Source organism: Streptosporangium jomthongense (assembly GCF_042650425.1).
In the GTDB taxonomy this organism is placed as follows: Bacteria; Actinomycetota; Actinomycetes; order Streptosporangiales; family Streptosporangiaceae; genus Streptosporangium.
In genome coordinates, this window is record NZ_JBHSBC010000031.1 from 43060 (window position 1) to 63782 (window position 20723).

At 70.0% G+C, this 20723-nt stretch carries 16 protein-coding genes; 9 read left to right on the forward strand and 7 right to left on the reverse strand.

Annotated elements, in window-relative coordinates:
• The first annotated feature begins 48 nt into the window (after positions 1-48).
• Both ACFOYY_RS25445 and ACFOYY_RS25450 read left to right on the forward strand, forming a co-directional pair.
• Entirely contained in the window at positions 49-1377 is a 1329-nt protein-coding gene (locus tag ACFOYY_RS25445; RefSeq protein WP_362782610.1) for an SWIM zinc finger family protein, read from the forward strand.
• Entirely contained in the window at positions 1374-4598 is a 3225-nt protein-coding gene (locus ACFOYY_RS25450; RefSeq protein WP_386192742.1) for a DUF7824 domain-containing protein, read from the forward strand. The genes ACFOYY_RS25445 and ACFOYY_RS25450 overlap by 4 nt, the downstream gene beginning before the upstream one ends.
• A 230-nt stretch (positions 4599-4828) precedes the next feature.
• Here the strand turns inward: ACFOYY_RS25450 and ACFOYY_RS25455 are convergent, their stop codons facing one another.
• Positions 4829-5083: a hypothetical protein gene (locus tag ACFOYY_RS25455; RefSeq protein ID WP_352012348.1), complete on the reverse strand. Its 255-nt coding sequence runs from the start codon at positions 5081-5083 to the stop codon at positions 4829-4831.
• 418 nt (positions 5084-5501) lie between these two features.
• On the opposite strand from ACFOYY_RS25455, the gene ACFOYY_RS25460 reads away from it, so the two are divergent.
• On the forward strand, positions 5502-6674 hold the full coding sequence (locus ACFOYY_RS25460) for an AraC-like ligand-binding domain-containing protein (RefSeq protein ID WP_386192745.1): 1173 nt from the start codon (positions 5502-5504) through the stop codon (positions 6672-6674).
• A gap of 284 nt (positions 6675-6958) precedes the next feature.
• Here ACFOYY_RS25460 and ACFOYY_RS25465 read toward each other — a convergent pair whose 3' ends face one another.
• Positions 6959-7810 (reverse strand): alpha/beta fold hydrolase, encoded by an 852-nt coding sequence (locus tag ACFOYY_RS25465; RefSeq protein ID WP_362913154.1) that lies wholly within the window; start codon positions 7808-7810, stop codon positions 6959-6961.
• A gap of 98 nt (positions 7811-7908) precedes the next feature.
• On the opposite strand from ACFOYY_RS25465, the gene ACFOYY_RS25470 reads away from it, so the two are divergent.
• Positions 7909-8505: a TetR/AcrR family transcriptional regulator gene (locus tag ACFOYY_RS25470; RefSeq protein ID WP_386192749.1), complete on the forward strand. Its 597-nt coding sequence runs from the start codon at positions 7909-7911 to the stop codon at positions 8503-8505.
• A gap of 85 nt (positions 8506-8590) precedes the next feature.
• Here ACFOYY_RS25470 and ACFOYY_RS25475 read toward each other — a convergent pair whose 3' ends face one another.
• The 5 genes from ACFOYY_RS25475 to ACFOYY_RS25495 form a co-directional block, all read right to left on the reverse strand.
• Positions 8591-9277, reverse strand: coding sequence for a flavin reductase family protein (locus ACFOYY_RS25475; RefSeq protein ID WP_352012344.1), 687 nt, complete (start codon positions 9275-9277; stop codon positions 8591-8593).
• A gap of 207 nt (positions 9278-9484) precedes the next feature.
• Positions 9485-9865, reverse strand: coding sequence for a hypothetical protein (locus tag ACFOYY_RS25480; protein WP_386192752.1), 381 nt, complete (start codon positions 9863-9865; stop codon positions 9485-9487).
• Entirely contained in the window at positions 9862-10419 is a 558-nt protein-coding gene (locus tag ACFOYY_RS25485) for a MarR family winged helix-turn-helix transcriptional regulator (RefSeq protein WP_362782629.1), read from the reverse strand. The genes ACFOYY_RS25480 and ACFOYY_RS25485 overlap by 4 nt, the downstream gene beginning before the upstream one ends.
• A gap of 49 nt (positions 10420-10468) precedes the next feature.
• Positions 10469-11176, reverse strand: a complete 708-nt coding sequence (locus tag ACFOYY_RS25490) for a DUF998 domain-containing protein (RefSeq protein WP_362782632.1) — start codon at positions 11174-11176, stop codon at positions 10469-10471.
• A 307-nt stretch (positions 11177-11483) separates the two neighbouring features.
• The gene (locus ACFOYY_RS25495; protein WP_386192757.1) at positions 11484-12854 is read right to left on the reverse strand and encodes an aminotransferase class I/II-fold pyridoxal phosphate-dependent enzyme; all 1371 of its coding nucleotides are present in this window, start codon (positions 12852-12854) and stop codon (positions 11484-11486) included.
• A 180-nt stretch (positions 12855-13034) separates the two neighbouring features.
• Between ACFOYY_RS25495 and ACFOYY_RS25500 the strand changes: the two genes are divergently transcribed.
• The 5 genes from ACFOYY_RS25500 to ACFOYY_RS25520 are packed head-to-tail and all read left to right on the forward strand — an operon-like array spanning position 13035 to position 20698.
• Positions 13035-14747 carry an ABC transporter family substrate-binding protein gene (locus tag ACFOYY_RS25500; protein WP_362782639.1) on the forward strand — a complete coding sequence of 571 codons (1713 nt, stop codon included), beginning with the start codon at positions 13035-13037 and terminating at the stop codon, positions 14745-14747.
• Positions 14737-16227, forward strand: coding sequence for an ABC transporter substrate-binding protein (locus tag ACFOYY_RS25505; RefSeq protein WP_386192761.1), 1491 nt, complete (start codon positions 14737-14739; stop codon positions 16225-16227). Before ACFOYY_RS25500 ends, ACFOYY_RS25505 begins: the two co-directional genes overlap by 11 nt.
• 54 nt (positions 16228-16281) lie before the next feature.
• On the forward strand, positions 16282-17772 hold the full coding sequence (locus ACFOYY_RS25510; protein ID WP_386192764.1) for an ABC transporter substrate-binding protein: 1491 nt from the start codon (positions 16282-16284) through the stop codon (positions 17770-17772).
• A gap of 24 nt (positions 17773-17796) precedes the next feature.
• Complete coding sequence (locus tag ACFOYY_RS25515) at positions 17797-18786, forward strand: ABC transporter permease (protein WP_386192767.1); 990 nt, start codon at positions 17797-17799, stop codon at positions 18784-18786.
• Positions 18776-20698, forward strand: a complete 1923-nt coding sequence (locus tag ACFOYY_RS25520; protein ID WP_386192770.1) for a dipeptide/oligopeptide/nickel ABC transporter permease/ATP-binding protein — start codon at positions 18776-18778, stop codon at positions 20696-20698. Before ACFOYY_RS25515 ends, ACFOYY_RS25520 begins: the two co-directional genes overlap by 11 nt.
• The last annotated feature ends 25 nt before the right edge of the window (positions 20699-20723 follow it).

The window sequence follows — 20723 nt, forward strand, 5'->3', positions numbered from 1 at the left end:
GGTTCGCCGTCCCTGGGGTTGTCGGTGGGGTGATCTAGTGTCCCGGCCATGACTTCAGCGACGCAGGCGTACACGTACGCCGCGCCTTCCTCCCTTGTCGACGGCCGTCTCGGATTGGCGACCTCCGGCGGGCGGGCCCTGTCCGGCCCGGCCGTGGCCCCCCGGTTCTTCAGCGGAGTGGTGACCCAGGCGGCCCCCGCCGCGGCTGCCCTGCTCGGCGTCGCCGATGTGGCGCTGGCCCGCTACCACCAGCCGCAGGCGCGGCCCGGCTGGGTGCGTGACCCGGTGGTGACGTGCAACGGAGACCGGTTGCGGTTCGAGTCGTTCTCGGCCTGTGGCGGCGTGTACGCCCGGCTTGACCTGCTGGGCGGCGCGCTCGACGGTGAGGTGTTCGACCGGGGCACCACCAACGTCGATGTGAACGCGCCGCTCCGGGAGGCGTTGGCGCGTATCGGCGCGCGTGACCCGTTGCACCTGGGGGTCGGGCTCGACGAACTGGTCGTGACCACGATGGACGGCGCGGTGGTGGAGAAGAAGGTGCCGCTGCCCGAGCGTTGGCTACGCGGCTTCGCCGAGGTGCAGGTCATCGCCTCGGGCATGGACCAGCGCGGTGAGCTGACCGGCATGGCGGCGGTGCGGTTCCTGCGTGGGCTGCCCAAGAAGGGCACGGTGTGGGTGGCGCAGGTGGGACGGGAGCTGAAGGTCTCCGACCGCAGGGGTCCCGGCTCGGTCCAGCTCGCCGGCCCCAACCGGCTCGGCACCCTCCTGCCGCTGCTGCGCTTCGCGAAGTCCCTGCGGGTGTACGGCCCGGCCGACGCCGCCTGCAGCGCCTGGGAACTGGAGCTCCCCGGTATGCGCTACACGCTCACTCTCTCGCCTGAGCGCTGGCGCGGCTTCTCCGGTGAGGGCGCGGTGCTCGACGACCTGGCCACCGACGAGGCCGAGAACGACGCCGACGTGGTGGGCATGCTGCTCAACTTCGAGCCCGAGATCGAGATCGGCCTGCTGGCCGACCGCGCGGGCATCCCCGCCGGCCGGGTGCGGGCCGCGCTGACGCAGCTCGGTGTCGCCGGCCGGGTCGGCTACGACCTGTCGGAGGCCGCCCACTTCCACCGTGAGCTGCCCTACGACAAGGACAACGTGATCCTGCTCAACCCACGGCTGGCCAAGGCGCGCAAGCTCGTCGACGCGGGAGCCGTACACCTCGAAGGCGAGCTGGCCACCGTCCGGACCTCGGGCGGAGCGCGCCGGGTCTCGCTGACCGACGGGTCCTGCACCTGTGAGTGGTGGTGGGACCATCGCGGCTCCCGTGGGCCGTGCAAACACGTGCTGGCCGCCAGGATCGTCGCCCGTGCCGCCGTGGAGGTCTCCCGATGACTCTCTGGGCGGAGATCTGTGACCTGGTCGCCCGTGACCAGGTCACCCGCCTGGCCGCCCGGCTGGTCACGCTCACCGAGGAGGAGCGCGCCGAACTGGGCGGGCGGTTGCCCGGCCTCGTCAAGGAGCTGCGCCGTACCCTCACCGAGCGGGTGCGCGCCGATCACCCCGACGACTTCGAGGAGACGGCCTTCTGGGAGATCAGTGAACTGCTCGACAGACTGGCGGGCGGGCTGCTGCTGACCGGGGTCGGCGTCATCACCGGCCCTGCGGCGGCGGTGACGTGGATGACCGGCCGCGACGTCAACCGCCGCTGGGCCGAGGCTGTTGACGTCGCCCAGGTGTGCCGGGTGGCGGCCACCCGCCCCCAAGAGTGGCGTCGTGATGTCGCGGTCCGGCTGGTCCAGCGGGTGCGCCGTCCCGGCGACCGCATCGCGCCGCTGGCCGTGGCGCTGCTGCGTGAGTCCGGCGCGGTGCCGCCCGACCACGACCCGCTGGTGGCCGCCTGGCTGGCCGCGCCGAGCGTGGCCGGTGACCCGCTGACCCCCGTGCTGCTGCCTCGTGTCTTCGACGCCGACGGCGCGGGTCGCGTCCTCCGTGACGAGCGGTTGGAGCCCCGGCCAACCCGCTGGCTGGCCGCCGCCGCCCGCGAACTGCCCAGGAAACAGGCGCTCGACGGTTGTGTGAGCCGTTTCCTGCGCGGCGGCGAGGCGCAGGACCTGCGGTTCTTCGTCCGGCTGCACACGCTCCTCGCCCCCACTCCCGAGGAGTCCGCGCCCCGGCTGCGTGACTACCTGCGGTTGTTGCCGTCGGCTCCGGGAACGGTCGCCGAACTGGCCGCCGAGCAGGTACGTGGGGCGATGCCGCTCGACCATGCCGACCTGGTCGAGGCCGTCGAGGCGCTCACCTTCCGGGATGAGGCCAAGCTCGCCGCCACGGGCCTGCGCTGGCTCGACCAGGCGATCCGGGCCACGCCCGAGACGGCCGCCGATTTCGTGACCGCGCTGACCACGGCGTACGCGCACAAGTCCTTCGACGTGCGCAACCGCGCGGTTGAGCTGACCCTGAAGCACGCAGGCCTGTTCGCCGGCCACCCTGAGGCGATCCTCGACGGCGTCCACCACCTGCCCGTCGATCTGGGGGTGAAGCTGGCCGAGCGGTTCGGCGGGGAGGTTCCGGTCGAGGAACCGCTGGAGCGCAAGGAGTTCCCGCCGCTGCCCGCGCCTCCGGAGGCGCGGAGGTTCCCCGAGCCGTCGATCTCCCCCGGCCACGATGAGCGTTGGGTCGGCCAGGAGCGCTGGCTTGCCGCCTTCGTCACCGGCATCGCCGACGACCGGGCGGAACTGTGCCGCAGGCTCAAGCCTCGTGTCGAGCAGAACCAGGGGTACTGGCGCTCCAGGGAGGCGCGTCTCGACCCCGACGACTGGCAGTCGGCGCTGTCCGCCGAGCTCGTCACCCCCGGGAGCGTGCCGGAGCTGCCACCGATCGAACCGGAGAAGTTCTGGGACGACGCGAACCACTCCGTGGGGGTGCGCACGCTCACCCGTGGCGAGGAGCCCGACCCGGAGCCGAGGCCCCGGCGGTTCGTCATAGGCGGCGCCTACCGGCCCGGCCGCTACCTCGACGACGACACCCCGCTGCGCGCCTTCTTCATCACCTGGAACAGCGACGACGGCCCGGACGGGGCGACTGCCCGCGAGGGCGATGAGCGGGTCCCCTTCAGCGGGGGCCGGATCCACCTGTACGACTCCCCCGCCGACGACGAGCTGCCCCGTCCCTCCGACGCCTTCAACGACGAGGAGAACGACGACGAACTGCCGGATCACCTCCATCCGGCGCGGATGAGACCCGGTGTCCTGTACGACGACTCCGACGAGGCCATGCCGTCCTTCATCCTCGACCACGCCTACGAGCGCATGGCCGAACTCGGTCTGGACCCCGCCAGGATCGCGGCGATGCGGGCGGGTGAGCGGGTACCCCCGCCAGGCCCGGACGAGCCGCTCGTGGAGGTGACCGTCGTCTTCGTCCCGTCCCGGCTGCGTTCCTTCATGCCCAAGGAGTTGCCCGAGCACGACGAGTGGCGGCGGCGCAACCACCTGCCCCACCCCAATCGTGTCTCCCCGCCCCATGATTTCCTGCTGCACCGCTACGCGGAACTCGCTGGAGCCCTCCGAAACGACACCCTGCCGCCCGTGCTGCTGGCCACGCCGACCTGGATGAGCGGCCACCTCGATCCCGACGTGCTGGTCGACCGGCTGGAGACCTGCGCCGCCGCCGGGGTCGAGCCGCCTCCGGCCGACCTGGCGCAGGCGTTGTTGCGGTTGCCCCGGGGCAGCCATCAGGCCGCGGCAGAGCGGGCCGCCAAGGTCGACTCGGAGGCGGCGCGTTCGGCCGCCCGCTGGCTCGCCGGTGACGGCATGGCCGATCCCGAGTGCGGCCACGTGTGGCGCCACATGGTGAACGCGTCCATGGTCGAGTTCGGCGACGGCGAACCGGAGCACTTCACCGATGTCAGGCTGCAGCCGGTGTTGCGGGTGACGGCCCCGACCGGTCATCGGCTGATCGACGAGGTGCTGCTGCGTCAGCCGTTCGACTGGACGGTCGAAGGGGCCGGCAGCACGCTCCGGGCGTGGCCCGCCATGCTGCCCTCACACCGCGAGGTCGCGGCTGTCAACTACCTGCCCTACCTGCTGGGCGGCTACTGGAGCACGCAGGTGACCCCCTCGGAGATCACCGGCCTGGAGATCGCCCAGGGCCCGATGGGCGAGTCCACGGCGGTGATCCTCGCTTACCTCCTGGCCGGCGGCGTGCCCGGTGTGATCCCGCTGGTCCTGAGCATGGCCGCCAGGGGCGAACTGCCCGCCGAGGCGATCGGCCGTCAGCTCGCGCTGGTGCTGCGCCGTACCTGGCTGGAGACCCGTTCCGCCATCGCGGCCCTGACCGGGCTGGCCGACGCCGGTGGCCACCAGGAGGTGTGGAACATCCTGTGCGCTCTGCTGCCCGGGATGTTGCCGGGCGAGGGACAGCGCATCACCGTGACCCACGCAGAACTCGTCGCCTTCGCCACCGACGTGGCGCGCTGGACCGGTGCGAGCGGAGAGATTCCGGTCGTCGCCGGTTTCGCGCGCAGCCGCCGGAGGATCCGCTTCGTCCACGAGTGCAAGCGTCTTCACTCCCAGCTCACCGAGGGCACCGCGTTCTCTCCTGCCGGCCAAGGCTGAGACTTTTCGCCGTGCGTGGTGATCGCCGTCTCCGAGGGGAGGTGAGAGGGCCTCGGCTGTATCGACCCGGGTTCGTCTGTCGGGGATGACTTCCCGGCCGCCGCCCGTCCGATGAGACCGGTTCGACGTTCCGGCCGCCACGAACACATCGGGCCGCGCGGATTCCGCGCGGCCCGATGGAGGAGCGATGTGACACCGGCCGGTCGCCGATGCCCGTCCGTGCCGGAGGATCAGGCGATCTGCCCTCGGTACCCGACCGGCCCCTCACCGGGGAAACGGGCGGTCCCCTCGAACTTGGTGCCGTCGTCGAAGAAGGTCACCGAGCCGTTGCCGGCGTTGTCGCTGCTCCAGGTGACCGTGGTGCCGGTGGCCGGACGGCCGTCGCCGGGGACGACCTGGCCACGACTGGCGATGGACAGGATGAGAGGAGTGTCCTGCTGCCATCCGCCGCCACCCGTGTGGATCTCGGTGTTGTACCTGGCCACTGTTGTCTCCTTCGCTCGGTTGAAGATGGAGACGCGGTCGGGTCCGTTCGGGAACCCTCGCGCGCCTTTTCATCCTGCCACCACAGACGGTGATTAATAAGTCACTTATAGTTGTCTCAGGGCGATGAAGATGTGACGCCAGAGACAGTTGGGGCAGTTCTGGCCACGCACCGTATGGCTTCGCGAAGAATGGGGCGGTTTCGGGTGTGTCCGGCGGTGGCCTCCGCCGGCGCGTATCGCGCCTTTCTCATATCCGGTGCCGGTTCTCCAAACAATTCACCGGTCACCCGTGTCTAAACAGTCGCAGGAGACCCGCGCAATCTGGGACGCGAAAGGATCGTTTCGTGTGCGTCAGTGAATACGGGAGACCGATAACAATTTTTTTGACAGTGGCGAATTCTGTCATGGAAAACCAGCGATGAACGGGGCCGTGTCCCACAGCGGGGACCTGCCCGCCTCCGACCGGTTCGGCCGGTGGCATGAGACGGCGGACCGGTCCCTGATGCCCACCGTGGTGCACAGCGACCACGAGGCCGACTTCCGTGCCACCATGCGTGTGCTCGACCTCGGCTCGACGCAGGTGTACGCGGTGACCTGTCCGTCCCTGCGGTCGCGCCGTACCTCGGCGCAGGTTCGCGGGTCCGATCCCGAGACGTACTGCCTGTCACTCTCTCGGCGCGGCACCACGCAGATCACCCAGTTCGGCAGGCAGGCGACCGCGGGGCCCGGGGACATGGTGTTCTACGACAACTCACATCCCTGTCACGGTGAGATCGTCGCCGACGAAACCGGCAGTTTCGAGGGGCTGGTCCTGCAGGTCCCCAAGGCCGCGCTGTCGCTGCCCGCCGACGCGCTCACCTCTCTGGCCTCGGTCAGCCTGCCCTCCCGGGACGGCGTCGGCGCCCTGCTGAACCGCTATCTGGAGGAGTTGATGCGCAATGCCTCCGGCTACACCATGGCAGACGCCTCCCGCCTGTCGGCCGTCACCGTCGCCCTGTTCACCGCGATGTGCGCCCACCACCTTGAGGCCACCGAGGCCCTGCCGCCCGAGACCCACCGGCAGGTGCTGAAGACGCGCATCCACGCCTTCATCCAGCGCAGCCTCAGCGACCCGGCGCTGTGCGCCGAGACCGTCGCCGCCGCCCACCAGATCTCCGTCCGCCACCTGTACCACCTCTTCGAGGAGCAGGGCCTGACCGTGGCGGCCTGGATACGCCGGTGCCGCCTGGAACGCTGCCGTCACGACCTGGCCGACCCGGCCCAGCGCTCCCTGCCGATCCACGCCATCGCCGCCCGGTGGGGGTTCGCCAGCAACGCCCACTTCAGCCGCACCTTCCGCGCCGCCTACGGTCTGTCCCCCGCCGGCTATCGCTCGTCGCGCGAATGGGTGTGGCACGGCCGTGACCGGCGGGGAGGTGGGCGACCACTGCCGCCGCCGGAGAGCGTGTTCTCCCGTGAGGCCGTGCGGGAAATATCAGTAACCGGTGCGGCAGCCGTCAATGACATACCGGCTATAAGCCGACAAACTAATCACAAGCTGTTTCCGAGTGAGGGGCAGGGCACCCAGGAGGCCGGTCCCATCGGTTCATGAACGGCCCCACCGCGAGACCTTTCGCGTACGGCGGCGCGTGAGGCACCAACCCTCTCTCAAGCCCGGATCGGCGGGCGAGCCACGTACGCCCGCCGATCCGTTTACCCGTCGTCGTTCTTCGCTCCGAGGGTGATTCGCCGCATGCTCCCGCTGCGTGAACCGACCGGTCCCCGCACATGGAACCCGCCCTCAGAACGCCCGGAACCCCCGAGGCGTCCTGAAGCACCGTAGGACGACCGCCGCCCCGGCCTCGGAAACGGAGGACGGGGTGGCGCGGTCTCCGATCAGGGCGTGACCAGACGTTCGCGAAGGAAGGCACGGATCTGCCCGGCGACCGCCTGGGGCGCGTTCAGGTCGGGGGCGTTGTGGTCCAGCCCGCGCGAGATCACGTACCGGGCGTCGGGCATCACCTCCGCCAGGCGGGGCAGCACGCCGGTCAGATAGCCGGGCGTCTTCTCCCCGCCCAGCAGCAACGCCGGGGAGGCGATGCCCGCGTATCTCGTGCCGTCGGAGTCGAGGCGGCCGATCTCGCCGATCTCCGCCGGAGTGGTCGCCATCATCGCCCGCATGTCGCGTCCCTCGGCCCCGCTCAGCATCATGAACGCCAGCGCGCGGAACACCGGCGTCGGCGCGTTTCCGATCGGAGTCAGGCGAGTGCCCCTGAGGAAGGCCGCCATCGCCGCGACCTGCCTGCCCTCCCCCAGCAGACGGGTGAAGTCCGGCAGCCAGCGAGTGTCGAACGACCCCTCGACACTCACGCCCGGCTCGTACGCCATCAACGCGGCCACCCTTCTGCGCAGCCCGAGATGCAGGGCCGTCAGACCTCCGTAGCTGTGCCCGAAGACCAGGTCCGAGCCCGTGCGCTCCATGACGGCGACCGCGTCGTCGACCTCGGTCTCGACACCGTAACCCGGGCCCTGCGGTCCGCTCAGGCCACGCCCCCGTCGCTCGATCACGTGCACCGCGTAGGTGTCCGAAAGCTCCCGGGCCAGGACGCCGTAGTGGTGGGCGCGCCGGTTGTTCCCGGGGATCACCACCAGCCCCGGCCCGTTTCCCTGGCTGAGAAACGCGATCGTCGTCCCGTCCGCGGAGGTCACCACGTCGTCATGCCACTCGATCTCCGCCCTGCCGCTCATTCGCCCCGTCCTCGGTGGAAACAGACGTCGTTGCCGCACGTGAACCGGTACGGCTAGGATATGAAGTGTACGGTACCGTCTCGTTCGGTTAGGTGGGCATGGTCAGAGGAATTGCGCGCGAACAGGCGATTTTGACGGCGACGATCGAGTTGCTCGGCGAGATCGGTTACCAGGCGCTGACGATGGACGCGGTGGCCCAGCGGGCACGCGCCAGCAAGCAGACCATCTACCGCCGGTGGCGGGGAAAACCGGAGCTGGTCAAGGCCGCGCTGGACGCGCGCGACGCCGTACAGGTGGCCGAGATCCCCTCGACCGGCACCCTGCGCGGTGACCTGCTATCGGCGCTTGACACATTGTGCGCCCAGGCCGACGACCGGTACCTGACCATGATGACCGGGCTGGTCCACGCGATGCGGACCGACGCCGAACTGGCCGAGACCCTGCGCTCGCACGTGGCCGACGAGGACCAGGGGCCCTTCCGGGTGATCGTGGAACGCGCCGTGGCCCGTGGCGAGGTGCCCGCGAGCACATCGACCGAGCTGGCGCATCAGGTGGCGGAGGGGCAGATCATGCGCCGGATGATCCTCAACGGCCCGCTCGACCACGAATTCCTGACCGGCCTGGTGGACGACCTGCTCATGCCCCTGCTGACCAGGAGCTTCCCCGTCGAGGCGAACGACCTGCCGGGCCGCTGAAGGCCGTCCTGGCCGTTGGGAGCCCGGCGCGCGGTGGTGTCAGGAAGCGGGGCCGGTCGCCTCGATGGAGGACCCGCTGCCCGCCTCAGCTGGGCACCGTGTCGGTGAGCGCGGCAGGTCCCTCGAAGGTGCGGGGTGTCTGGGTGCGGTAGGAGTGGCCGAGCTCCGGGCCGAGCCCGAAGTAGTGGCGGAAGTTGTAGATGAGAGGGCTCCAGGCGGCGGGGTCGATGTGGTCGGTGCCCGGAACGACGATGCGGGAGTCGGCGTGCACCTTGCACACGACGGCCTCGACGATGAGGAAGTCCTCGAAGAGATCCGGCCGTACCCGCTCGGCGCGGGCCTCCAGTTGGATCGGGCATCCGGCGACGCGAGGCGGCCGGACCAGATGGGAGGGTTCGCCGGTCACGCCTGCGGCGGCGAACTTGTCCGGCTCGAAGCGGCAGCCCTTGGGTTTGCCGGAGGGGACCGGATTCCGGCCGGTCAGCGGCGCCAGCCGCTCCACGGCCGGCCACTGGGCGGGGGCCGGCAGGCTGATGACCAGGTCGGGGCGGCTGCCGAGGTTGGACGCGGTCTGCCCGTCAAGCCCCAGTCCCATCACCACCGTCTGCCCAAGGGCCCATGCGGACGATATAGGGGCGAGGTTAAACGAGCCGTCCGGATTCTCCGTCGTCAGGAGCACCACCGGCGTCCCGAAGTACAGGATGCTCGGCTCGATCTCCAGGTGGGTCACGACCGTCTGTTCGGGCAGGGTGTGGGGAGATGCCGCGTTCATGGTGGCAGCCTAGGATCCGGTCGTTTCGGCCAGGGCCGAAACGTCGAAGGAGCCGACGGGCCGCACGGACACGCGGTGCGCACGCGGCCGGTCCCGGCCCGGCCATCGTGGCGAAGCCGCCGGCCGATGGTGTGTGAACAGGCTTTGCCCGGCTCTGCCCGGCGGCCGGACTTGGTCGGCATGCCCTTGCCCGTGGCCGCCGATCTGTCACGGTTCGATGTGGGCCTTCATCGACTGCCAGGGGGAGGCGTCGAACAGCAGCATGATCGAGACGATCCTGCCGTCCTCCAGGCGGAAGTGCTCGGCGGTGCGCTGCGTGCCCACCGGTGTGGCGGTGTGCACGTCGTAGACGAGGGTCGCCTCCGCCTCGCCGTACAGCTCGCTGATCAGTTCCACACCGGTCACGATCGACACGAAACCCGGCAGTGTGGCCAGGTGGCCCGTCCGGTCGTCGGAGCTGATGAACGGGCTCTGGAAGTGGAACGGCTCCCCCAGATGCTCGGCGGCGGAGGTCACGTCGCCGCGGAAGCGCGCGTCGTGGTAGCCGCGTACGGCGTGGCGGGTTCGTTCCGGAGAGGAGGTGGTCATGAGCGGGGTCCCGTCTGGCGGAGGTGGCCGGTGAGGCGGTGCTGGTTGGCGGCGAGCCGCAGGCACAGGTCGCGGAAGGTGACGAGGTCATCGGGGGTGAACCCCTGGAACATGGCCCGCATCGCCATCCGCGCGGGCTGGCGGAACGCCTCGATCCACGCCTGTCCCTCGGCGGTGATCTCGGCCAGGACCGAGCGCCTGTCCTCTGGGTCGGGGACGCGGCGGACAAGCCCGTCGCGTTCCAGGGTGTCCACCAGGCCGGTGACGTTGCGGGAGCTGACCCCGGCGGCGCGGGCGAGGTCACCGATGCTGATGCCCTGGCCGGCCGCGCCGAGCCGGATCAGCAGGTCGAGGGCGCCCGCGCTGACCCCCCTGCCCTCGGAGCCCTGGGCGCGCACGCGTTCCACGGAGTGGTAGGCGGTGCGGACGGCGGCGCCCGCCTCGAAGGCGAGCAGTTGGTCGCCGTCTTCGGCGAACCGCGCCATCGCCTCTCTGACGCGGGGGTCGTAGAGGGTCCCGTCCTCGTCGTGCCCGTAGTTGTGTACGTCATTCATAGTGAGAATGGAGATTAGTACCTACTTCTAGATCTCCGCAACGAGGCCGCTACGCCTTTTCGGAGAGCGGGCGAAAGGCCCCGCTCCGGAGCAGCAGGTGAAGGGCCAGCAGGCTCAGCCAGCACCACCCGATGATGATCGCCACACGCTGGAACAGCCCGCTGAGACCGGCCAGTCCTTCGGCCTGCTCGAAACCCAGGCTGGAGAGGGTCATCGCCACCGTGAAGGCGATCCCGGTGAACGCGGAATAGGCCGCCCATCCGCGTTCTCCCCAGCCGGCGAAGCGCCGGGTGAAGACGAAGCAGGCCGCCACCAGGGCCACGAAGGTGGCGAACGAGATGCCGTCGTGCAGGGCGGCGTGCGTACTGCCGTAGTGCGTGAGCCTGGCCGGGGTGCCCGGCGGATAACCGTTGATCGGGTCGGTGACGAAGATCCCGGCGCCGAGCAGTCCCAACGCCCAGACCGCCACCAGTAGCGGCCCCCAGGTCGAGCCCCCGAGTGGCTGGAGCGCGCGCCTTAACCCGACGGCGAAGGCCAGGGTGAGCAGGCCCGCGACGAGGAAGTTGGCCACCTGTACCCACCCGAGATCACCCAGGGCGAGTGAACTGACCGGATGGCGCAACAGGTCGTAGCCGGCTCGGGCGGCGCCCGCGACGAGGAAGGTGAGGACGAACAGCGGGCCTGCGATCACCCCGCAGGCGAGGAGAGGGGCGGTCCGTGCCGCCTCGGCCAATCGGGAACGTGTTCGCGCTGACATGGATGGCACTGCCCCTCTGGGAATGGGTGACGATGCGGCTTCGTGCACCCGGCGGCGAAGAAGCGGGACGCGTCGCCTCCGAGTGTTTGTCAGTTTGGGTTGACAGCCACCCATGTGTCAACCCGGGTTGACACATGAGGGAAGTTCTCGAAGAGGCGCCGATCGTGCGGCAGGCAGCCCCCCTGCGCCCGCTCTGTCATCAAGCGCGAGCCACCTCCCGCGAGCGACCTGACTCCGCCGTGGAACGAGGCAACCGCGCCTCGACGCCATGGCCGTACGCGGTCGCATACGACCGGGAAGGGCAGGGTCACCGCCTCCGGCGGGATCGAGGGCCGGACCCCAGGGCGAAGTCGGCGGCGTCGGCGATCGCGTCCGCGAAGTACTCGGTCGCCTGGGCGGCCGTACCGCCGTTCACATGAATGTGGTCCGGGGCGGCGGGCTGTTTCCTGAACAGGAACCCCGGCAATATGGAGACGCCTTTCCTGGCCAGCCGCGTCGAAACCGAGTGCTCATCGGGAACCGGCACCCAGACGCTTATTCCCGAGTCGCTTCCGATGCCGAATCCGCGTTCCCTCAACGCCTCGACGAAATCGGCGTGCCTTCGCCGGTAGGTGGCGGCCGAGGAGGCGACGGCCGCGACGGAACCGGCGTCGGTGAGATGGAACGCGAGGGCGTTCTGCAGAATCCGGCTCACCCACCTGCTCGAATAGGTGATCTTAAACCACATCCGCTCGACGTGGTGGTGCGTTCCACCGACGACCGCCACGCGGGAGTCGGAACCGTGGGAGAAGATGAAGTTCTGGACCTGGACGATCTGCCTGCCCAGATACGGCCCGAGCGACGGCACGCCGTTCTCGGCGAGAAAGGGGATGATGACGACCTCGATGACGGTGACGGACGATTCCGCGAGCAACGAGGCCGCCCTCTCCAGCCAGGCCGGAGTGACCGAACGCCCCAGCGGGACGTGGCCGAACGGCTGATAGATAAAGGCACTCGGTTTGTCGGCCAGTGCCTTTTCGAGAATGTCGAGATCCGGCCCTCCATCGCCATAGGGAATGGAGACGGGAGCCGCCCCGACGGATTCGACGATGTCGAAAATGCGGGGAAACGACGGCTCCTCGACCATCACACGGTCACCTGCCTTGACCGATGTGCCGAGCGCGAGGTCCACACCGTCCATTCCGCCGTGCACGACCAGGAAATCCTCCGCGGGGAACGGCCAGATCGGCTCGACCGCGTCGCGGAGCTCAGGGGTGATCAGCTCGGGTTCGAGCAGGTGCAGCTTGGGCGTCCCCGCCGCCGCGAGCAGCGCCGCCCGCGAGTCCGGCAGCAGCTCCGGGTCGTAGTTGAGGTTCCCCAGGTCGACGGGCATCCCGGCGCCGGCCCGCAACATGCGCTCAAGCCGTGAGGCACGGGGGACGGACGGCGGCCCGGTGACGATCGTCCCGCCCCTGCGGCGTGTCTCGACGACACGGCGGTCGGCGAGGACGCGCCAGGCCTGCGCGACGGCCGACGGACTCATCCTCAGCTCGTGGGCCAGCGCGCGGATCGTGGGCAGCCGCGTCCCCGGCGGGATCTCACCGGAGGCGATCAGTTCGAGCACGGTACGCGCCAGCACGCTCGCGTTGTGCAGCGGCGTCCGGGTCGCGATGAGCCTGCGAAGCTCGTCGGGCTCCACGCTCCCCCCGTTCCGGATCGGGCTGTCGCGTATATGTACGTGTACATAAGTGCATTGACGTGCTGTGTGTACGTTCCGTACGGTCCGAGCTTACTCCGGGTCGGCCCCACCCCCCACGGTGGCCGATGCCCGGCCCAGGCCGACGACCTGTCGCCGGCGAGGCGCACGAGGGAGAGCACGATGACGCGGATCAAAGGTGCACGGATCAGATACGGCGCGGCGCTGGCCGCGGTCGCCGTGCTCGCCGGGTGCGGCACCACAGACGGAACCGAGGGCGGCCAGACCGTGGCGACCGGCATGCAGGCCGGTCAGCTCGACGCCAACCAGGCCGAGGTGCGGGACGGCGGCGCGGTCACCTACTCCATAGAGGTCGACGTCAAGAACTGGAACATCCTGCACGCCACCGGCGACGTCTTCGGCTACCGGCAGATCCTCAACCCCGTCCTGCCACACGCGATGATCTCCATGCCGGACTTCACGATGGCGAAGAACGACGCGCTGCTGCTCGACGCCAAGGTCGTGAAGGAGTCGCCGCAGACCGTCGAGTACACGATCAGGCCGGAGGCCGCCTGGTCGGACGGCACACCGATCACCGCCGAGGACTTCAAGTACACCTGGCAGGTCCAGGACCCCGGGCAGTGCTCGACCTGCCAGCCCGCCACCACCGCCGGATACGACCAGGTGGCCTCGGTCACCGGTGGCGAAGGCAAGACCGTCACCGTCACCTTCGAGAAGACCTACCAGCCGTGGCGGCTGATGTTCCCGTACCTGCTCCCGGCCCACATCGCCGCCCAGCACGGAGACCTGGCGGCCTCCTTCAACGACTTCTTCGCCACCACCGTGCCGACCTGGTCCGGCGGGCCGTACCTCATCGAGCAGCACGTGCCGAACCAGTCGGTCACCATGAGGAAGAACCCCAAGTGGTACGGCGACGGCCCGCGGCTCGACCAGCTCATCTTCCGGATCCTCACCGACGAGCGGCAGGCCGTGACGGCCATGGCCAACAACGAGATCCAGGTCGTGGCGCCGCGCCCGACCCTCGACCTCGTCGAGCAGCTCAAGGGCATCGGCGGCGTCACCACGATGATGGCCTCCGGCCTGCTCTACGAGCACCTGGACATCAACACCGCGCACCCGGCCCTGTCCGACCAGGCGCTGCGCCGCGCCGTCTTCACCGCGATCGACCGGAAGGCGATCGTCGACAAGACCATCGGGCAGTTCTCCCCGAACACCGAACCGCTGGGCAACCGCAACTTCATGCCGGGTCAGAAACTGGAGGGCACCGACGCCTACAAGGACAACGTGACCGGCAAGGGCCTGGGTGGTGGCCAGATCGACGCCGCCAAGAAGATCCTCACCGACGCCGGATACACGATCGGCGACGCCGGGCTCACCGACCCCAAGGGCAAGCCGGTTCCCACGCTGCGGATGCGCTACAGCAAGGGCAACCAGATGCGGCTGGACACCTCGGTGCTCGTGCAGAACCAGCTCAAGCAGCTGGGCATCACGCTTCAGCTCCAGGAGACCGACAGCCTCGGCACCACGGTGAACACCGGTGACTTCGACCTGATCGTCTTCGGCACCAACCTCGACGTCATCCCCACCGCGACGGCGCAGTCGGTGTTCGGCTCCAAGGGCACCCACACCGGATACAAGGACTCCGAGGTCGACGGCTGGCTCTCCGACGCGGCCCAGACACTCGACCCCAAGCAGGTCGTCGACCTGCTGAACAAGGTGGACGAACGGATCAGCGACCAGGCCGTGACGCTGCCGCTGTACCAGACGCCGACCCTGCTGGCCTACCGCGGTGACCTGGGCAACATCCGGGTCAACCCCACCCGCTTCGGCACCGGCTACAACGTCCAGGAATGGGGTGTCAAGAATGGCGGCTGACCGTCGGCCAAGCCTGGACTTCGTCGTCGAGGTCCCGGCCCCGGCCGTCGAGTTCAACGAGGTCTACCGCAACTTCGTGGGCTCCGCCGGATACTTCGTCGCCAACAACGTCTACAGCCGCCTGGTGGTCTACGACACCGGTTCACCGGCCGCCTTTCCCGACCTGGCCGAGCACTGGGAGATGGCGCAGGACGCCCGGACCCTGCGCTTCCAGCTCAACCGGAACGCCCGCTGGCACGACGGGCACCCGGTGACCGCGCACGATGTCGCCCACACCCACCTCACCGCGCTGGCCAACGGCTACCACGCGGCCTCCTTCCTGCAGGACGTGCAGGACATCGAGGTGATCGACGACCACACGCTGCGGTACGCGCTGCGCAGGCCCAACGCCGGGTTCCTCGCCCAGCTCGGAAACCTGGTGTTCGCCCATGTGCTGCCCAGGCACCTGTACGAGGGCACCGACTGGGCCGACAACCCGCACAACCAGCACCCGGTCGGCTCTGGACCGTTCCGATTCGCCGAGCACGTCCCCGGGGAACGGATCGTCCTCGAAGCCTGGAAGGACTACTGGGGGCCGCCCGCCGGCGTCGACCGGGTGGTGCTGGACATCGAAACCGACCTCGACGAGGCGGTCCGCAAGGTCGCCGACGGCCGGGCGCACTACATGGTCCAGGACGTGCTGACCTTCCCCAGGCTGCACCTGGCCGAGCACAGCACGACCGCCTCGCTGTGGCGCAAACGGGGCCCCGGCGTCGCGGTACTCGGCTTCAACCACACCCGGGAACGCTGGCGCGACCGCCGGGCACGGGCCGGGGTGGCGCACGCCGTCGACCGGCGCGACCTCGAACCGCTGGCCGACCCCGGCTGGTCGGAGCCGTACGCGCACTACCTGCCGCGCAGCGTCGAGTGGGCCTACGCCGACGACGCGACCGCGCCCGCCTTCGACCCGGAGCTGGCCGGTCGCCTGCTCGGCGAGTGCGGCGTCACCGGTACGGCGCCGCTGCGGCTGGTGTACATGAAGACCTTCACCGGGCACGCGGGCATCGCCGCCGTGGTGGCCGAGAACCTGCGCGCGGCCGGCGTGGACGTCGAGGTCGCCGGGCTCGACTCACCGGCCTGGTCGCGTGAGGTGGCCGGGGAGGCGGACTTCGACCTGTCGATCAGCGGCGGCAACATGATCCCGGACCCGGAGATCACCTCCAGCCGGTTCGAGACCGGCGGCGGACGCAACCACACCCGGTTGTCCGACCCCGAGGCCGACGCCTGCTACGCCGCCGCCCGCGCGAGCGTCGACCGGGTACGGCGCGGCGAGCACTACCGGGAGCTGCAGCGGGTCTGGGCGCGCAACGTGGACTGGGTTCCGCTGTTCTGGTACGCCGCCTACTACCTGCGCAGCGACGACTTCTTCGGCTGGCCCGACCAGATCGGCTTCCGGGTCCCGTTCTGGCACTGGGGCCGCATCCGCCCCGCCACCCCCTGACCAACCGTTTCCCGCCTGAGATCCAGGCATTTCACGAAGGAGAGGAAAAGGGACTTGGACGAGTACATCGTCGTCGTACCCGTGGACGCGACCGAGATCAACGAGTCGTACCGCAACGTCGTCGGAGGCGCGGGCTACTTCGTCGCCAACAACGTCTACAGCCGCCTGGTCGTCACCGAGGTCGGCGGCGCGGCGTCCTACCCGGACCTGGCCGAGCACTGGGAGTGCCTGGACAGCGGGCGGCGCTGGCGGTTCACGCTCAACCGGCACGCCCGCTGGCACGACGGCCGTCCGGTCACCGCGCACGACGTCGCCTACACCCACCTCACCGCGCTGGCCAACGGCTACCACGCCGCCTCGTTCCTGCACGGCATCGCGGACATCACGGTGCTCGGCGACCACCTGGTCGAGTACGTCCTGCACGAGCCCAACGCCGCGTTCCTCACCCAGCTCGGCAACTTCGCCGCCACCCATGTGCTGCCCAGGCACCTGTACGAGGGCACCGACTGGGCCGACAACCCGCACAACCAGCACCCGGTCGGCTCCGGACCGTTCCGGTTCGCCGAACACGTCCCCGGGGAGCGGATCGTCCTCGAACGGTGGGACGGCTACTGGGGGCCGCCCGCCGGTGTCGACCGGGTCACCCTGCTCATCGAATCCGATCTCGACGAGTGCGTCCGGATGATCGCGGACGGCCGGGCGCACTACGCGCCGCAGGACGTGCTGACGATGAAGCGGCTGCCGCTGGCCGAGGGCGCGGAACACGCCGAGGTGTACCGCGAGCGCGGCCCCGGCATCGCGCTGCTCGGCTTCAACTACCGCCAGGAACGCTGGTCGGACCGCAGGCTGCGGCTGGCGCTCGCCCACGCGGTCGACCGTGAACGGCTGCGCCGCTTCGCCGAACCCGGCTGGTCGGAGCCGTGGGCGAACTTCCTCCCCGGCAGCAGCTTCGCCGTGGCCGAGGACGTGACCGCGGTCGGGCACGACGCCGCCCAGGCCGAGAAACTGCTCGACGAGGCCGGTTACCCGCGTGACGCGGACGGCTGGCGGATGTCGCTGCGGCTGTACTACATGGCCACCTTCGACGGGCACGGCGGCCTGGCGGCCAGCGTCGCCGAGGACCTCGCCGCGGTCGGCATCCGCGTCGAGCACGGCGGCCTCGACTCCGAGACGTGGAGCCGCCAGATCTCCGGAGAGGGAGACTTCGACCTGACGATCAGCGGCGGCAACATGATGCCCGATCCGGACATCACCGCCAGCAGGCTGTCCACCGGCGGGCAGCGCAACCACCTGAAACTGTCGAACCCGGAGGCCGACGCCTGTTACGCCGCGGCCAGGGCGACCGTCGACCGGCGGGAACGGGTCGCGCACTACCGGCGGCTGCAGGAGGTGTGGGCCCGCGACGTCAGCGTGGTCCCGCTCTTCTGGTACTGCATCTACCTGCTGCGCAGCGACGCGTTCTTCGGATGGGCCGACCAGATCGACTTCCGGGTCCCGTTCTGGCACTGGGGCCGCATCCGCAGGATCGCCGGCGGCGAGGACTGACGGACGACGGGCACGGAGACTCTCATGGAGATCCTGGGCTTCGCCCTGAGGCGGCTGCTGGTCGCCGTCCCGGTGCTGCTCGTGTCGACGTTCCTCATCTTCCTCACGGTCGCCGGGTCGGGTGACCCGCTGACCGAGCTGCGGGAGCGTCAACCGCCGGTCCCTCCGGAGACGATCGCCGCCGAGGAGGTACGGCTCGAGCTGAACCACCCCGTGCTGGAGCGGTACTGGCACTGGCTGACCGGGGTCGTGCGAGGCGACTTCGGGCCGTCGGTCAACCGCAACGCCTCCATCGCCGTGGAGATCGGCACACGTCTCGGCGTGACCATGCGCTTCGTGCTCGTCGCGATGCTGGTGGCGGCCGTGCTGGCGATCCTGGTCGGGGTCGTCAGCGCGGTCCGCCAGTACTCCTGGCTGGACCACCTGTTCACCTCGGCCGGGTTCCTGTTTCTCGCGATGCCGTCGTTCTGGCTGGCGATCCTCCTCAAACAGGGAGGCATCCAGTTCAACCGGGCGACCGGTACGGACACCTTCTACATGATCGGTGACAGGTCGGTGCCGCCGCCGCCAACCCTTCTGGCGCAGCTGGCCGACATCGCCGGGCACATGATCCTGCCGACCGTCACCCTGGTGCTGATCCACTTCGCGGCGTGGAGCCGCTTCCAGCGCTCGTCCATGCTCGAAGTCCTCAACAGCGACTACGTCAGGCTGGCCACCGCCAAGGGGCTGCCCCGGCGCACGGTGCTGCGCAAGTACGCGCTGCGCACCGCGCTCACCCCGCTGATCACGGTCATCGCACTGGACTTCACCGCGGTCTTCGCCGGCGCGGTGATCACCGAGACGGTCTTCCAGTGGCGGGGCATGGGCGACTACCTGCTGTCGTCCATCAACGCACGGGACGTCAACGCCGTCATGGCCTGGCTGCTCGTGGCGGCTCTGGCGGTGATGGTGTTCAACCTGGTGGCCGACATCCTGTACGCCGCCCTCGACCCGAGGATCCGTCATGTCCGCTGACTCCTCACCGGCACCTGTGACCGGCACCGAACCCGGCCGGTGGCGCACCGTCGCCGCCCGTTTCCTGCGGCACCGGCCGGCCGTCGCGGCGCTCGCCGTACTCACGCTCGTGGCGTTGTTCGCCTTCGTCGGGCCGTCGCTGTGGCACTACGGGTACGACCAGATCACCCCGGACAACTCCCGGCCGCCGTCGGCCGCCCACCCGCTGGGCACCGACTCGCTCGGCCACGACCTGCTGGCCCAGGTGATGCGCGGCACCCAGCAGTCGCTGCTCATCGCGCTGAGCGTGGCCCTGGGCGCGGCGCTGATCGGCACCCTGGTCGGCGTCGTCGCCGGGTTCCACCGGGGCCGTGCCGACGCGCTGCTGATGCGGGTCGTCGACCTGTTCCTCACCGTCCCGACGATCGCGGTCGCCGCCGTGCTCGGGCACAACTTCGCCGGGGAGAGCGGCTGGTTCCTCATCGCCGCGGTGCTCGCCGCCCTGATGTGGACCACGGTCGCCCGGGTCGTCCGGGGGGTCGTGCTGGGCCTGCGGGAACGCGAGTTCGTCGCCGCCGCCCGCGCGCTCGGCGCCTCCAACACCCGGATCATGGTCTCGCACATCCTGCCCAACATCGCAGGACCGATCATCGTTTCGGTGACGGTCCTGGTCGCCGGCGCGATCCTCGCCGAGACCGCGCTGTCGTTCATCGGCTTCGGTGTCCAGCCGCCGGACACCTCGCTCGGTCTTCTGGTCGCCAACGCCCAGTCCGCGGTGGGCACCCGGCCCTGGCTGTTCTACTCCCCCGGCGTGGTCATCCTGCTGATCGCCCTGTCGATCAACTTCATCGGGGACGGGCTGCGCGACGCGCTGGACCCGGCGCAGACCCGGGGGCCACGCAGGCGCCGGTACCTGGCCCGGCCGGTCGAGCGCACCGACGTGATCCCCGACGACGTGCTGCTGTCCGTCCGGGACCTGAGAGTGGTCTTCGCCGCCCCCGGGGACGACGTGCCCGCGGTCCGCCACCTCGACCTGGACCTGCGCCGGGGCGAGGTGGTCGGCCTGGTCGGGGAGTCCGGTTCCGGCAAGTCGGTCAGTGCCGCCGCGATCATGGGGCTGCTGCCGCCGGCCGCGACCGTCAGCGGCTCCATCCGCCTGGCCGGTCAGGAGCTCGTCGGGCTGGCCGAGTCCCGGTACCGGCGGCTGCGCGGGCGGCGCGTCGCGATGGTTTTCCAGGACCCGATGTCCTCTCTCAGCCCGGTGCACACGATCGGCGACCAGGTGGCGGAGGCCGTGCGGGTGCACCAGGGGGGTTCCTGGGCCGCCGCCCGCGACCGGGCCGCCGAACTCCTGGACATCGTCGGCGTGCCCGACGCCCGCAACCGGCTGCGCGACTACCCGCACCAGTTCTCCGGCGGGATGCGTCAGCGGGTGGTGATCGCCATGGCCATCGCCAACGACCCGGACCTCATCATCGCCGACGAGCCGACCACCGCGCTGGACGTGACCGTGCAGGCGCAGGTGCTCGCGGCGCTGCGGGCCGTACGGGAACGTACCGGGGCGGCGATCCTGCTGATCACCCACGACCTGGGCGTCGTGGCCGAGGTGGCGGACCGGATCGCGGTGATGTACGCGGGCCGCCTGGTGGAGACCGGCACCGCCGCGGACGTCTTCGACCGTCCCGCCATGCCGTACACCCGCGGCCTGCTGGAGTCGGTCCCCCGCCTGGACCGGCCCGCCGAGGAGGAGCTATGGGCCATCCCCGGCTCTCCGCCGACGATGACCGCGCTGCCGTCCGGATGCGCGTTCGCGCCCCGCTGCGCGAGCCGTACCGCCGAGTGCGCCGAGAGCGAGCCCGGCCTGCGCCCGGTGTCCGCCGGGCACCTCGCCGCCTGCCTGCACCTGACCGCCGAAAGGACACCACGCCGATGACCTCCCACCCGTACGGCTTCCGCCG

Bases quoted from the DNA above. Each gene is read 5' to 3' on its own strand.
- ACFOYY_RS25470 (WP_386192749.1), top strand. From the start codon at position 7,909: ATGGTCAGAGGAATTGCGCGCGAACAGGCGATTTTGACGGCGACGATC.
- ACFOYY_RS25505 (WP_386192761.1), top strand. From the start codon at position 14,737: ATGGCGGCTGACCGTCGGCCAAGCCTGGACTTCGTCGTCGAGGTCCCG.
- ACFOYY_RS25460 (WP_386192745.1), top strand. From the start codon at position 5,502: ATGAACGGGGCCGTGTCCCACAGCGGGGACCTGCCCGCCTCCGACCGG.
- ACFOYY_RS25515 (WP_386192767.1), top strand. From the start codon at position 17,797: ATGGAGATCCTGGGCTTCGCCCTGAGGCGGCTGCTGGTCGCCGTCCCG.
- ACFOYY_RS25445 (WP_362782610.1), top strand. From the start codon at position 49: ATGACTTCAGCGACGCAGGCGTACACGTACGCCGCGCCTTCCTCCCTT.
- ACFOYY_RS25490 (WP_362782632.1), bottom strand. From the start codon at position 11,176: ATGTCAGCGCGAACACGTTCCCGATTGGCCGAGGCGGCACGGACCGCC.
- ACFOYY_RS25500 (WP_362782639.1), top strand. From the start codon at position 13,035: ATGACGCGGATCAAAGGTGCACGGATCAGATACGGCGCGGCGCTGGCC.
- ACFOYY_RS25520 (WP_386192770.1), top strand. From the start codon at position 18,776: ATGTCCGCTGACTCCTCACCGGCACCTGTGACCGGCACCGAACCCGGC.
- ACFOYY_RS25465 (WP_362913154.1), bottom strand. From the start codon at position 7,810: ATGAGCGGCAGGGCGGAGATCGAGTGGCATGACGACGTGGTGACCTCC.
- ACFOYY_RS25480 (WP_386192752.1), bottom strand. From the start codon at position 9,865: ATGACCACCTCCTCTCCGGAACGAACCCGCCACGCCGTACGCGGCTAC.
- ACFOYY_RS25475 (WP_352012344.1), bottom strand. From the start codon at position 9,277: ATGAACGCGGCATCTCCCCACACCCTGCCCGAACAGACGGTCGTGACC.
- ACFOYY_RS25485 (WP_362782629.1), bottom strand. From the start codon at position 10,419: ATGAATGACGTACACAACTACGGGCACGACGAGGACGGGACCCTCTAC.
- ACFOYY_RS25450 (WP_386192742.1), top strand. From the start codon at position 1,374: ATGACTCTCTGGGCGGAGATCTGTGACCTGGTCGCCCGTGACCAGGTC.